Origin of the sequence: Corynebacterium sp. MSK218 (assembly GCF_030232655.1) — a bacterium.
Lineage (GTDB): Bacteria > Actinomycetota > Actinomycetes > Mycobacteriales > Mycobacteriaceae > Corynebacterium.
On the sequence record NZ_JASPGN010000002.1, the window covers coordinates 37,827 to 52,195 of the forward strand.

Below are 14,369 nucleotides of genomic sequence, written 5' to 3' on the forward strand. Positions count from 1 at the left end.
ATTTGTGTCCTTTCGAGAGGAAACATGGAGACGGGGAGTATTTAGTTATAAGTCTTGTTGAGCCGGGGATTCGGCGGGCTGGTAAATCTCGCGTACCCGGTCACGTTCCACGGCTGGGTCCGGCACTGGGATGGCGGAGAGCAGCGCGCGGGTATAGGCGTGTTGCGGGTTGTCGAAGACCTCGTCCGTGGGGCCGTATTCCACGAAGTCGCCCTTGTACATCACGGCGACCTTGTCGGAGAGGTGGCGCACCACGGAGAGGTCGTGGGCCACGAAGACCAGGGAAATACCCAGGCGGTTCTTCAGGTCGTGCAGCAGGTTGATGATGCCGGCCTGGATAGACACGTCGAGGGCGGAGACGGGCTCGTCGAGTACGACGATGGAGGGGTTGGTGGCGAGCGCACGGGCCAGACCGATGCGCTGGCGCTGGCCGCCGGAGAAGTGTCCGGGGAAGCGGTCCACCTGGTGGGACTCAAGGCCGACGAGTTTCATCAGCTCAGCCACGCGCTGGCCGACGTCCCCCTCGTACCCCAGCGACTCCAGCGGCTCAGCGATGATCTCGCGGATGGTCATGCGCGGGTTGAGCGAGCTCATTGGGTCCTGGAAGACGATCTGGATGTCCTTGCGCAGCTTGCGGCGTGCCGACGCACTCAAGCCGGACGTGTTGGTGCCGTTGACCACGATGGTGGAGCCCTCCGGCGGGTTGAGGTCCATGATTTCCAGCAGTGTGGTGGTCTTGCCAGAGCCGGATTCGCCCACGATGGCGAAGCACTCTCCCTGGTGCACGTCGAAGCTGACGTTCTTGACCGCATGGACGGTGCCGACGCGGCGCTTGAGAATCGCTCCCTTGATGAGCGGGAAGTCCTTGACCAGGTTTTTGACCTCCAGGGTCACAGGGCGCTGGTCGTAGGGAGTATCGCCCAAGGTATCGGCGGAAATCTTCGGCAGTGGGTACATGCGCTCGCCGCCAATCGTGCCGTCCTCAATTTCATCGGAGCGTAGGCAGGAGGCGAAGTGGTTGGGGGCGTCGTCAAGCGCGCGCAGCTCTGGCTCCACGGTGCGGCACTCATCCTTCACGACCGGGCAGCGGTCGGCGAAGGGGCACTCGGCAGCAACCTCGATGAGGCGTGGTGGGGTACCGGCGATGGGAGTGAGTGGCTCATCGGTGGCCTTGTCCACGCGCGGAGTGGAACCCAAAAGGCCAACGGTGTAGGGCATTTTGGGGTGGTTGAAAATGGTGTCGACATTGCCCAGCTCCACCGGGCGCCCGGCGTACATGACGAGGACGTCGTCAGCGGTGCCGGCCACGACACCCATGTCGTGGGTAATCATGATGACCGCGGCGCCAGTTTCGCGCTGCGCGACCTTGAGGACCTCCAGGATTTGGGCCTGGATGGTGACGTCGAGGGCGGTGGTGGGCTCGTCGGCGATGATGACGCGCGGGTTATTTGCCATGGCGATGGCGATGACCACGCGCTGGCGCATACCACCGGAGAACTCGTGCGGGAAGGACTTCACGCGCTTGTCAGCCTCCGGGATGCCGACGAGCTCGAGCAGGCGAATAGCTTCCTTTTCCGCTTCTTTCTTGGAGACATCGCGGTGGGTTTGGATTGCCTCGATGAGCTGGTCGCCGATGGAGAACACCGGAGTCAGGGAGGAGAGCGGATCCTGGAAGATCATGGCGATGTCCTTGCCGCGGATCTTCGACATGTCCTTGTCGGTCTTGCCGATGAGCTCGGTGCCGGCATAGACCACAGAACCTTCCACCTTGGCGTAGTCGGGCAGCAGGCCCATAACCGCCATTGAGGTGACGGACTTACCGGAACCGGACTCGCCCACGATGGCGAGGGTGCGCCCAGGCGTGAGATCGAAGTCGACGCCACGCACCGCGTGGACGGAACCGGCCTCCGAGGGGAAGGTGACGGACAGGTTACGCACGGACAGTACTGGCTCGGTGGACGAAGCGAAATCGCTGCCGCGGCTAGCCGGGACGGCGTTGGCGGTGTGTGCAGTATTCTGCGGGGTCATGCTCGGCCTCCGGAGTTCGAGTTGGGGTCAATAGCGTCGCGCAGGCCGTCGGCGATAAATGCCATGGACACGGTCAGCAGCGTGAGGATGCCTGCAGGGAAGTAGAAGAGCCAGGGCGAGGCCTCGACAGCGTTGGCGCCGCCGGCGAGGAGGGTGCCCAGGGAGACGTCGGGAAGCTTCACGCCCAAGCCCAGGAAGGACAGTGCGGTCTCCGACATGATGGTGGACACCACGCCCAGGGCCGCTTGGATGATGAGCAGCGAGCCGATGTTGGGAACCACGTGACGGAAGATGGTGCGCAGGCGCGAGACACCCATGTAGTCCGCGGCGCGGACGTAGTCGTTCTCGCGGACACTCAGCGCCATGGCCCAGATGACGCGTGCTGGGTACATCCAGCCGAAGGCAATGAGAACGACGATGAGTAGTTTCCAGTCACCGCCGGAATCGGAGACCACCAGGGCGATGAGCAGGAAGGTCGGGATGGCCAGCAGGAAGTGGATGACGGCCAGGATGACCTTTTCCACCGCACCGCCGTACATGGCTGCGGCCGCGCCGATGAAAGCGGACAACACCGTGGAGGCTAGCGACACGATGAGCGCGATGATGAGCGAGCGGCCCAGGCCGTGGACGGTCTGCGCGAAGAGATCGTTGCCGGAATCGGTGGTGCCGAACCAGTGCTCGGAGGATGGCCCGGTGGCCAGGTTAAAGAAGTCCGGCTCGTCGAAGGACCACGGGGTGAGGTAGCTACCGAACATCGATAGCAGGGCCAGCAGCACGAAGATGACGAGGCCGATGGCAGCAGCTTTGTTGCGGAAGAAGCGGCGCACGTAGAGCTTGAGCTTTGAGGTGCCGCGGAAATCGCTGCTGGAAAATTGCTTGCGCTGTGCGTCATCGACGTCGACGCCGGAGCCGAGTGCGGACTGCGCACTGGGCTCGGTTTGTGGTGAAAAGTCAGCCGTGGCGGCATGCGGGCGCACGCCGAGGTTGTCCGCTGCGGTGTCGATAGCGAGGTCGTTGCGGCGGTGGCGCTGCGGCTGGCGCGCCGCGGAGCGTGGGGTGGTGGATTTCTTCTCTGGAGACATTTAGCTCACCCTTACTCGCGGGTCGAGGGCTACAACGACGAGGTCTGCCAGGATTGCGGAGAAGGCAATCATGACGGCACCGAAGGCAGCAACGGCAGTGGTGCCGTTGATGTCGTTGCGGCTAATGGTTTCGATGAAGTACTGGCCCATGCCCTTCCAGGCAAAGATGGTTTCCGTCATGATGGCGCCGGTAAAGATGCCGGGGACGGAGAAAGCCACGGAGGTAGCCACCGGAATGATGGAGGTGCGCAGGGCGTGCTTGCGGATGGCTTTGGAACGGGTCAATCCTTTAGCGCGGGCGGTGCGCACATAGTCGGCGTTCAAATTATCCAGCAGGAGGGTTCGCTGCATCATGTGGTAGCCGGCGTAGCTGATGATGATGAGCGAGATGGACGGCAAGATGAGGTGTTGCGCCATGTCTAGGAGTGTGGGGAAGAAGCCTTCGACGCCGAGGCTTGAGGCTCCTGTCACGTAGACCACGCGGTGGCCGGTGACGCGGTTGATCCACAGGCCACCAGCCACGACCAAGATGGAGGCCACGACGACGTGGGTGTTCATGGTGATGATGGAGACGCCCTGCCAGAAGCGGTCGGAGGCTTTGTACTGGCGGGAAGCGGTATACACGCCGAGGCCTACGCCGATCACCACAGACAAGATAGTGGCGACAAGGAGCAGTTGTGCGGAGACGAGGGCGCGGTGCGCGATTTGCGCGCTGACCGGGTCACCAAGAGGGGAGGTACCCCAGTCCCAGTGGAAGAGGATGTTAGACAGCCAGCCCCACCAGCGTTCCACCAGCGGGGTTTCCGGGTTAAGCCCGAGCGGGGTGAGGATGCGACTGATCTCCTCGGGCTCTAGCGGTGGGTTGCGGCTCATGTAGTTCGATCTGGGATCGAGGAATGTAGCGGCCAGGAGGTACGCGATATTAGTCGCGAGGAAGATGACTACCAGCCAACTGGCGGTCTTCTTGATGATGTACTTGAACATCACGGTTCCTTCGCAGGTGAATTTTGGCAAACAACTCTTGTGAGAAGCACGACGCATTAACGCCGATCTTGTGACCTAGACCTCAGACTAGGTGCTGTATCACATAATAAAAGAAATGTGAGCCAGCTAAAGAATAATGATTATTTTTCTTTCATGAGGGGGTAGTTGCCCGGCCTGGGCTCTGTATTAATTGCATACTGATAGGCCTATAGGTATTTCTGCGAAGTGGGCAAACCGGCATGCTGCGCATGTTGTTCGCAGGGCCGTTAACCTGTGTTAATGCATAGGGGGCGGGTGAATAATATGCGGGGGAGGAAGGGGGTAGCCCTCAACACTCCTGCAGGAGGTGGCTGAGCGCTTCTTTCTCTGCCTCGGTCACCCACACGCCATATGCCGCCTTCACCTCAACGATGCGCTGTGCATACTCACAGCGGAAAGGCTTGTGGGGCGGCAGCCATGTGGCGGCATCGCCGGCGCCCTTCTGTTGGTTAAGCGGTCCGTCGACGGCGAGGAGATTGCGAGGATCATTAGCAAAATTGCGGCGCTGCTCGGGCGACCATTGCTGGGCGCCTTTCTGCCAGGCGTCGGCCAGCGCGACAACGTGGTCAATCTGCACGGCCTCGGATGTCCCCGCCCCACGCTGAAAGTCGATGACCTGCCCGGAGTATGGGTCATCCAACGTGCCGGACATCGCTACACAGTCAAAGGTGCCTTCCTTGACTATGAGATTATCCAGGTCACGGCGGAGGATGTCGTTGCGAGTATCGCAGCCATTATGGCCAAACTCGACGGTGACATCGTCGGACCACGCCTGCCCAAACTGCGCGCGATCGTAATCCGTCATCGGCGCGCGGCCTTTGACCTCCAGGGAGTCCAGCGCGGCCAAGGCTTTAGACACCTCGCGTCTGTCTGCGTCAACCTCGGGACTGTCCTCCTTAGGAGTGCTCGTGGGCTCCTCGCGCGTTGATGAGGGCGCGTTGCCCTGCGCAGTGTCTGACTGCTCGGTCGGGGAGGAGAGCAGGAGGCCACACACCACCAATGCAGCAACGAGGACGTTGAGAAGAGCTGCGAGAAAGAAGGGGGTGCGAGAGGCCATGACGCATTGATCCTAGTGGGTAGAATCTGATGTCGGTATGAGTATCGATATGTTCTTTGACGAGTACCTCGCTGAACGTGGCCTGTCCCGCTCGGCCGAGGTCGTTCCGGACCACGCCTGCCAGGTCTTTTGCGGCCTGCCCAAGCCCCATACGCAGCCCTCCCTTGAGGAAGCGGCGCAACGTGTAGCGCGTGTGTTGGGGGAATAGCGCGCGTGGATATCCCAAACATCGCTGCGCCAGGAGTAAGCGAGGCACCTTATGCGCTGTCCTTTTCCGGCCAGGGTTTTGCCTGGTTGCCTACCCTCCGGGAGGCACTCGCTGCGGGGGTGCGGCCGCAGATTGCAACGTATCTCGCCGACGCGGAAGAGATACTCGCTCCGCTTGGCGCCGCCCTCCTTCCCTCCTCCCCGCACGGCTTTGCACCACTAGCGTGGGCGGAGGCCGAGCCTGGGTTCGCGCTATCCTCCCCTGCTGCGTCCACCCCGGGCATCGTGTGCGCTCAGCTCGCAGTCCTGGAGTCTGTGCGGGCACAGGGCCTAGATACAACTGAGGCTGTGCTGAGCATCGGTCATTCCCAAGGCGTGCTTGCCGCCGCTGTGGCGTCTGGTCGCGCAACCCCAGCCGAAGCGCTCGCCATAGCCCGGCTCATTGGTGCCGCGTTGACGACGACTGCCCGTATTCACGGGCTTGTGCGTACCGCGCAGGGAGCGCCCATGGTGGCGGTTGACGGAGCTACGCGGGAACAACTCCACGAGCTAGGTGCCCATATCGGTCTTATCAACGGCCGTGAACGCAGCGTCATCGTAGGCACCCCGGAGGAGCTTGCCCGCGTGCGCCGCAGCATGGCAGATGAACAGGTAACCTTCACGGACCTTGATGTTGATGCCGCCTTCCATCATCCGGCCCTAGCCATAGCTGTGGAGCAGGTGGAGCGCTGGGCCGCCGCCCTCGAGCTCGATGCCATGCTTGCCGGCGAGCTTGCCTGCGCGGTGCTCACGGATACCGTTGATTGGCCTGCTCGCGTCGCCGAGGCGGTTGCCGCCGGCGCGCGCTGGATTCTAGAGGTGGGCCCCACCCGCGGCGTTGAGCCGCTAACCCGCGAAGCGGTGGCCGGACGCGGCGTGGGAACCTTAGCCGTGGGCACCGCTGAAGGCCAGGCGCAGCTCTTCGAGCCCGGCCGTGCCCCTGCTGTGCCGGCAGCCTGGTCTGATTTCGCGCCGCGCCTCGTCGGCGGACGCCTCTCCACACGTTTTACTGAAACGACAGGTTACTCCCCGGTCATGTTGCCTGGCATGACACCTACCACGGTGGATCCGGCTATCGTCGCCGCGGCCGCCAATGCTGGGCACTGGGCGGAGCTTGCTGGCGGTGGCCAGCACACCGATGACATTCTGGCGAGAAACCTGGAGAGGCTCGCACGCCTCCTCGCGCCGGGTGTTAACGCCCAGTTCAACGCTCTGTACTTATCTGCTTCGCAGTGGCGGCGCCAGATTGAGGGCCAGCGTGCTATTCCGCAGGCACGGGCCGCAGGGGCGCCGCTTAACGGCGTGGTCATTTCTGCGGGCATCCCGCCGCACGAGGAAGCATGTGACCTGGTACGGCGCCTCCACGCGGAGAACTTCCCGTGGGTAGCCTTCAAACCCGGCACGGTAGAACAGATCAAGCAGGTGCTGGCCATCGCCCGTACCGTTCCCGCCACGCTCATTATGCAGGTCGAAGGCGGACAAGCTGGCGGCCACCACTCCTCCGAGGACCTCGACGAGCTGCTGGCTGCCACCTATGACGACATCCGCCGGCACCCCAACGTCTTGCTGGCCGTCGGCGGCGGCATCGCCACCCCGACACAGGGCGCGGAGTACCTCACCGGCGAGTGGTCGCGGCGTCGTGGCCTGCCTGCAGCGCCTGTCGACGCCATCATGATCGGCACTGCTGCCATGGCCACTGCGGAGTCCACGGCGTCGGAGTCGGTGAAGCAGGCACTCGTTGCTGCCACTGAACACGATGTCATTTCGGGCCGTTCCGACCTCGGCGCTAGCATCCATGAGCTGGATAATTCCTTCGCCCAAGCCGGGCGTCTGCTCGATGCGGTCGCGGGTGATGAGGAGGCGGTGTCTTATCACCGCGAAGAGATCAGTGCAGCCCTGGCGAAGACGTGTAAACCCTATTTTGGGGACCTCGACGCCATGAGCTACGCCGAATGGCTGCAGCGCTATGTGGAGTTGTCCTTCCACGACGGCTGGGCGGATGAATCGTGGTGTACTCGCTTCGAGCAGATGGTGGCGCGTACTGAAGCCCGACTGCATGAGGCCGACCACGGTGAGATAGCCCTGCAGGTCACGGTCGATTCCGTCGACCCCGCGGCCGCTATTGACGAGCTTGTTGAGCTTTACGGCGACGCTGCCCCCCACCCGACGGATGCTGCGTGGTTCGTTTCCCTTGTCGACGGCCCCGGTAAGCCACCGGGGTTTGTGCCGATTATCGATGCTGCCGTGCGCCGCCGCTTCCGCCAGGATTCCTTGTGGCAGGCCCATGACGAGCACTTCGATGCCGATAGCGTTTGCATCATCCCTGGTCCTGCGGCCGTCGAGGGTATTGAACATGCAGACGAACCGGTAGCACAGTTGCTGAAGCGCTTCGAGCAGGCCACCATCGACCTGCTTTCAGCAGCTCCCACTCCAGACCAGGATGCTCCCGTGCCCAGCGCCGAGGAACTCATCCGCCAAGCTCCTTGCCTCAACTGGGCGGGCCGCGAGCAGGCAAACCCACTGCGTCTCAACCTGCCCGGCGCGACTCTTGAACCGGTGAGCACAGACTCCGCGGATTTCTGGTTTACCGTTCCTCTAGGCCACAGTGCTGGTGGCGGTGCTCACAGTGTCGCCCACGGCGGTGTGGACGCTGATGCCGCGCTGCGCGTGCGCATCACCGCGCCGAGTGTGCCGGGCGCTTCGCCCGTCGTCAGCGCCGAGGATGCGGCCTCTGCCATGCGGGAGCTAGCCCGCGTGGCTGCTGGGCGAACACTGCCGGAGGTAGACCACGGCAGCGCCACGGTCACGGCCACGCTCGATGCGGCGGACATCGCGAACTATGTCTGCGTGACCAGTGGCGGCAGCGCCGATGGCCCAGTTGTGCCCGACGTCTTGGTAGGTACTGCTTGGCCGGCCATTTTCGCCGTCATTGCAAAGGCCCGCACGGATGGCGATCAGGGTGCGGCCGGCGAGCATGCTGCGGTGGGAGAACCCGTGGTTGAGGGCCTGCTTAACCTTGTCCACCTTGAGCATTCGCTGGGACTGGCCGACGGGGCTGCGGGACTTCTCGCCGCCGCGGCTGCACCGGGCGCGGATCCCCTACAGGTACAGGCCACCGCCCGCCTGCGCGGTGTGTGGGATACGCTCTCAGGCCGCGTGGTTGAGGTGGCGGTGAACATTGAGCACGAGGGCAACTTTGCCCGGCTGCGCGAACGTTTCCTCATCCCGGGCCGCATCGGAACTCGCGTTGCGCCGGGCACAGACGACGCCGCTGAGGGCGCTTTCGAGTTCGTTCGGGAGACCCCGCGGTCTTTCCGCCACCGCCTCACCGTTACGGCGCCTGACTCCATGCGACCTTTCGCTGTGGTGACAGGGGACCATAACCCCATTCACACGTCTGCTATTGCTGCCGCACTGGCTGGTCTAGACAATGGCCCCATTGCACATGGCATGTGGACCTCGGCGCTGGCGCAAACTGCCGCCGCTTTCGATGGCACCCGAGTCCTGCAATGGTCTGCGACCATGCTCGCACCGGTACGTCCAGGCAGTGAGGTGGAGCTGGTGGTGGACCGGGTGGGCGTCGATAAGCGCAGCGGCCACGGCGAGGTCCGCTCCGTGACTGCGTCCAGTGACGGCGTGGTGGTGCTGGAGGCACGCGCCACGATGAGCACACCACGCACGTTTTATGCCTTCCCCGGCCAGGGAATCCAGGCTCCGGGGATGGGGATGCAGGAGTATGGGACTTCTCCCGCCGCACGTGCGGTGTGGGAGCGCGCCGATGCGCACACGAGGCAGAATCTGGGCTTTTCCATTCTGGAGATCGTGCGGAATAACCCGGATACCGTGGCCGTGCACGGAACGACGTATTCCCATCCCGATGGTGTGCTGTACCTTACCCAGTTCACACAGGTAGCCATGGCCACGCTGGGCTGCGCGCAGATTGCTGCGCTGAAGGAAGCCGGGGTTCTGGATAACACGGCGGCCTTTGGCGGGCACTCCGTAGGCGAGTACAACGCGCTGGCTGCCTATGCCGAGGTGCTTTCCCTCGAGGCCGTCCTGGAAATCGTCTACGTGCGCGGCCTCACCATGGACCGGCTCGTGGAGCGTGACGCCGAGGGCTATTCGCGCTACGGGCTGGGCGCGCTAAGACCCCACAAAATGGGGATGCGCGCTGATGAGGTCACGGACTACATCGCCGAAACCATTGAGGTCACCGGGGAATTCCTCGAGGTGGTCAACTACAACGTGGCCGGGCGCCAGTACGCCATTGCCGGCACGGTGGATGGCCTTATTGCCATCGAGGAGAACGCCGAGCACTGGGCGCCCGGTCAGCGCGCTTTTGTCCCCATCCCGGGCATTGATGTGCCTTTCCACTCCTCACGTTTGGTGGACGGGGTGGATGACTTCCGCGCCCACCTGGATGAGCTCATCCCGCAGGACATCGACCTGGAGGTGCTGGTGGGGCGATACGTGCCCAACCTCGTTGCCCGGCCTTTCGCCGTGGACCGTGACTTTGTGGAGGCCATCGCAGAGGTTGTTGATTCGCCACGTATTACGGCCATCCTGGAGGACTTCGCAGCAGCCGCGGCGCACCCGCAGAGGCTTGGCCGCACGCTGCTGGTGGAGTTGTTGGCCTGGCAGTTTGCCTCCCCGGTGCGCTGGATCGAAACGCAGGACCTGCTGCTGACCCCGCGCGGTGCGCAAACTGCCGCTGGGCTTCCGGGCTTAGGCATAGAGCGCTTCGTCGAGGTTGGGGTGGGCCATGCCCCCACTGTGGCCAACATGATGGGGCAGACTCTTAGCTTGCCGGAGTACGACGGCGTTCAGGTCGAGGTCCTCAACACCGAGCGCGACCATGCCCGGGTGTTCGCCGAGGACACTGTTACGGACTCAGTCCCGGCGCGTGAGACCGTGCCGGCTGACGAGCACTCTCAGCCGTCACAGTCCACGTCGCAGCTCGCGACCGATGAGCCGGCGAGTGCCGATACTGCTACTCCGGCTGCCGTGACCGAAGAGGTTCCTGACCAGCCGTTGAGCACACAGCAGGCGGTTGAGATGCTCATCGCCCTGTGGACGAAGGTGCGTCCCGATCAGATTGCGGCTACCGACACGATTGAAGGTTTGGTGGAGGGCGTATCCTCCCGCCGCAACCAGCTGCTGCTGGACCTGGGCGTAGAGTTCGGCATCGCCGCCATCGACGGTGCGGCGGACATGCCGGTGAGCGAGCTGGCACAGACCGTGACACAGCGCGCGCCGGGCTATCACGCTTTCGGCCCAGTGCTTACCGAGCAGGTAGCGCAGGCCGTGCGCCGTGTGACCGGACCGGCGGGAAAGAAGCCGGGATACATTGCCGAACGTGTGAACAGTGAGTGGGGTCTGGGACCGGGCTGGGTCGACCACACACTGGCGGAGCTCGTGCTGGGCAGCCGGGAGGGCGCGTCCCTGCGCGGCGGGGAGCTGGCCACATTACCCGTCACCGCTGCCAGCACCGCACAGGAGCTGGATGAGCTTATCGACGCCTCCCTCATAGCCACCACAACCCGCGCCGGCGTCACGGTAGCCAGGGTTTCGCACGCGAGCGCTGCCACCACCGTGGATCCAGCAGCGCTGGCTGCATACACGGAGCGGCTCGAATCCGCGCTCGAGGGTACCGCCCACACGCTGCTGGAAGCTCTCGGCCGTGAAGAGACCGAACACGGTCACGACACTGAGCACGGTGAGGAGACGGTGCATGACAAGCACCTCGCTGAACTTGTGTCCGCGGAGTTGGGCCCGGACTGGGCGCAGCGCGTAGCGCCGGCCTTCGACGCGAAGAAGGCCGTGCTGTTTGATGACTTTTGGGCTTATGCCCGCGAAGACCTCGTCCGCGCTGCGGCGGCGGGCGTAGAAGATCCGCCCCTTGATGTCCTGGGGGCTGGCGCGGAGGTCGCGCGTATGGCCGAGTACCTGGGCTATCACCACCAAGCGGTGGATGCTGAGGTACCCGGCGAATTCCTGCTTCACTCCGGGCAGGTGGCCGTGGTAACAGGTGGCTCGCCGGGCTCGATTGGCGCGGAAATTATCTCCGAGCTGCTCGTCGAAGGAGCCACCGTTATCGCGACGACCTCGCAGCTTACCCCGGGCCGCCTGGAGTTTTTCAAGGAGCTGTACCGCACCCGTGCCGTTGGCACAGCAGCGCTGTGGGTAGTACCGGCCAACCTCAACTCCTTCGCCGACATCGACGCGCTGGTGGAGTGGATAGGCTCAGAACAGACGGCCACCGTGGGCGGAAAGACCGAGCTGAGCAAGCCGGCCTTCGTGCCGGACCTGCTCTTCCCCTTCGCCGCCCCGCGCGTAAGCGGCACCGTGGCGGAGGCTGGTCCTGAAGCAGAAGCCCAGATGCGCCTGCTGCTGTGGTCGGTAGAAAAGCTCATCGCGGGCCTGTCTGCGCTCGGCGCGGATACCCATCTGGGGCATCGCCTCCACGTGGTGCTGCCGGGTTCGCCCAATCGCGGGCGCTTCGGTGGCGACGGTGCTTATGGCGAGGCTAAGGCAGCGTTCGACGCCCTGGTACAGCGCTGGCACTCCGAGCAAAACACCTGGGGCGCGCGGACCTCGCTGGTCCACGCACTTATTGGTTGGGTGCGCGGTACAGGGCTCATGGCGGGCAACGATCCACTCGTCGAGCAGGTTGAGTCCCACGGCGTGAGCACTTTCTCGGCGAAGGAGATGGCGATACGCCTTGTGGATAACGCCGCGAACGAGGACATACTCATCCAGGCTGCTGAAGCGCCGGTGGCTATGGACTTCACAGGTGGTTTGGCTGGGGCCGACCTGGACTTCGCTGCGCTTGCTCGCGACGCCGCGCTTGGCGACGTCCCCCCGACCCCCACCAAGTCCTCCAGCCCAGCGCCGCGCACCGTCAAGGCTCTGCCGAATGTGCTTGCGCCACTGGAGTGGACAACACCCCGCTTCGAGGGGGTTAGCCAGTCCCTGGAGGACATGGTCGTCATCGTGGGAGCAGGGGAGTTGGGCCCGCTGGGCACTTCGCGCACGCGCTTCGAGGCGGAGGTCGGCGGAGATCTTTCGGCGGCGGGCGTGCTGGAGTTGGCGTGGAGCCGTGGCCTCGTGACGTGGGATGACACTTCGGCGACGTGGACCACACCGGAGGGCGAAGAAATCGCAGAGGAAGATATCTACGACCGCTTCCACGATGAGGTCCTTGCCGGAATAGGAGTGCGCCGCTTCCACGATGACTTTGGCCCGCACCTGCCCATGGTGGATAACCTCGCGCCTGAACTCACCACCATCTACCTGGAGAAACCGCTCACCTTCGCCGTGGAAGATGAAGCCACCGCACAGTCCTTCGTGGATAGCTGCGAAGGTGCCACGATGCGACGAGTGCTCACGAGCCCTGGCGGTGAGGCCGAATGGCAGGTGACCCGCCCTGCCGGATCCGCTGTACGCGTGCCGCGGCGCGTAGCCATGACGCGATTCGTCGGCGGCCAGATTCCGGAAGGCTTCGATCCCGCTGTCTACGGCATCCCCGCGGACATGCTAGATAGCGTGGACCGCCTAGCGCTATGGAACCTTGTATGCACCATCGAGGCGTTCCTCGCCGCTGGCTTTAGCCCTGCCGAGCTGCTTGCCCACGTCCACCCGGCGCGGGTGAGCTCCACCCAGGGAACCGGTATGGCGGGACAGGAGGCATTGCGCTCGTTGTACGTCGATAAGCTCCTGGCCCATCCCCGCCAACACGACATCTTGCAGGAAGCCCTGCCCAACGTCATTGCCGCGCACGTGATGCAGTCTTACGTCGGCGGCTACGGACAGATGGTGCATCCAGTAGCGGCGTGCGCGACGGCGGCGGTGTCCGTCGAGGAGGCGGTGGACAAGCTGCGCCTGCATAAGGCGGATTTCGTTGTCGCCGGCGGGATTGATGCGCTCTCCGTCGAGGGGATTACAGGCTTCGGCGACATGGCAGCCACCGCTGATAGCTCAGAAATGGAGGCCAAGGGGATCGAGCACCGCTTCTTCTCCCGGGCCAACGACCGCCGCCGCGGCGGCTTTGTCGAGTCTGAAGGTGGCGGCACGCTGCTGCTTGCGCGCGGAAGTTTAGCCGCGGAGCTGGGCCTGCCGGTCCTCGGCGTGGTGGGCTTTGCCGAGTCCTTCGCCGACGGCGCGCACACCTCCATCCCCGCACCGGGCCTTGGCGCGCTGTCTGCCGCGCGCGGGGGAACAGACTCGCGCCTCGCGCAGTCTTTGCAGGAACTGGGTGTGGTGCCAGACGAGATTGCGGTGGTATCCAAACATGACACCTCCACGAGCGCTAATGACCCCAACGAGTCCGACCTACATGAGCGCATCGCGCGTGCCCTCGGGCGCAGCGACGGGAACCCGCTCTACGTTATTTCGCAAAAGACCCTGACTGGCCACGCTAAAGGTGGAGCTGCGGCCTTCCAACTCATTGGACTCTGCCAGGTGCTGCGCGGAGGTATCATTCCGCCGAACCGTTCCTTGGACTGCGTGGATCCTGAGCTGCGCCGGCACGAGCACCTCGTGTGGCTGCGCCAGCCGCTGGACCTGCGCCGGACCCCACCCAAAGCAGGACTGGTGACGTCCTTGGGCTTCGGCCATGTTTCCGCGCTCATTGCGGTCGTGCATCCAGTGGCCTTCGTGACGGCACTCGTGGCTGAACACGGCGAGGACTATGCACAGGCATGGCGTGACAAAGCCGAGGCGCGAGAACGCTCTGGCTTGCGCCGCCTCGAGGAAGCCATGCGGGGCGGTTCGGCGCTGTATCAGAGGCCGGTCGATCGCAACCTGGGCGGCGGCGACGCCGCGGAGGTCAAGGAACGCGAGGCTGCCGTGCTGCTCAGTGAAGGCGCGCGCATGCGTCACGGCGTACTCCAACCTGACGCCGAGCGGGGGTAGAAAGCCACCGGATACCCCCA

Annotated in this window: 6 protein-coding genes; 2 read left to right on the forward strand and 4 right to left on the reverse strand. The window is 64.0% G+C overall.

Annotated features, from left to right (window positions below):
- Positions 1-45 precede the first annotated feature (45 nt).
- From QP922_RS01840 to QP922_RS01855, 4 genes are all read right to left on the reverse strand, one after another.
- The gene (locus QP922_RS01840; protein ID WP_284807572.1) at positions 46-2,028 is read right to left on the reverse strand and encodes an ABC transporter ATP-binding protein; all 1,983 of its coding nucleotides are present in this window, start codon (positions 2,026-2,028) and stop codon (positions 46-48) included.
- Positions 2,025-3,110 carry an ABC transporter permease gene (locus QP922_RS01845; RefSeq protein ID WP_070673058.1) on the reverse strand — a complete coding sequence of 362 codons (1,086 nt, stop codon included), beginning with the start codon at positions 3,108-3,110 and terminating at the stop codon, positions 2,025-2,027. The genes QP922_RS01840 and QP922_RS01845 overlap by 4 nt, the downstream gene beginning before the upstream one ends.
- Complete coding sequence (locus QP922_RS01850) at positions 3,111-4,094, reverse strand: ABC transporter permease (protein ID WP_070673060.1); 984 nt, start codon at positions 4,092-4,094, stop codon at positions 3,111-3,113.
- Between the two features lie 328 nt (positions 4,095-4,422).
- Complete coding sequence (locus QP922_RS01855; RefSeq protein WP_070673062.1) at positions 4,423-5,190, reverse strand: HNH endonuclease family protein; 768 nt, start codon at positions 5,188-5,190, stop codon at positions 4,423-4,425.
- Positions 5,191-5,227: 37 nt separating this feature from the next.
- On the opposite strand from QP922_RS01855, the gene QP922_RS01860 reads away from it, so the two are divergent.
- Together QP922_RS01860 and QP922_RS01865 are read left to right on the forward strand one after the other, a co-directional pair.
- Positions 5,228-5,398 (forward strand): hypothetical protein, encoded by a 171-nt coding sequence (locus QP922_RS01860; protein ID WP_168165582.1) that lies wholly within the window; start codon positions 5,228-5,230, stop codon positions 5,396-5,398.
- A 5-nt stretch (positions 5,399-5,403) separates the two neighbouring features.
- A complete protein-coding gene (locus QP922_RS01865) occupies positions 5,404-14,349 on the forward strand; it encodes a type I polyketide synthase (RefSeq protein ID WP_284807575.1) in 8,946 nt (2,981 codons plus the stop codon).
- The last annotated feature ends 20 nt before the right edge of the window (positions 14,350-14,369 follow it).

Coding starts and splice junctions, on each gene's coding strand:
- QP922_RS01850 (WP_070673060.1), bottom strand. CDS start 4,094: ATGTTCAAGTACATCATCAAGAAGACCGCCAGTTGGCTGGTAGTCATC.
- QP922_RS01840 (WP_284807572.1), bottom strand. CDS start 2,028: ATGACCCCGCAGAATACTGCACACACCGCCAACGCCGTCCCGGCTAGC.
- QP922_RS01855 (WP_070673062.1), bottom strand. CDS start 5,190: ATGGCCTCTCGCACCCCCTTCTTTCTCGCAGCTCTTCTCAACGTCCTC.
- QP922_RS01845 (WP_070673058.1), bottom strand. CDS start 3,110: ATGTCTCCAGAGAAGAAATCCACCACCCCACGCTCCGCGGCGCGCCAG.
- QP922_RS01860 (WP_168165582.1), top strand. CDS start 5,228: ATGAGTATCGATATGTTCTTTGACGAGTACCTCGCTGAACGTGGCCTG.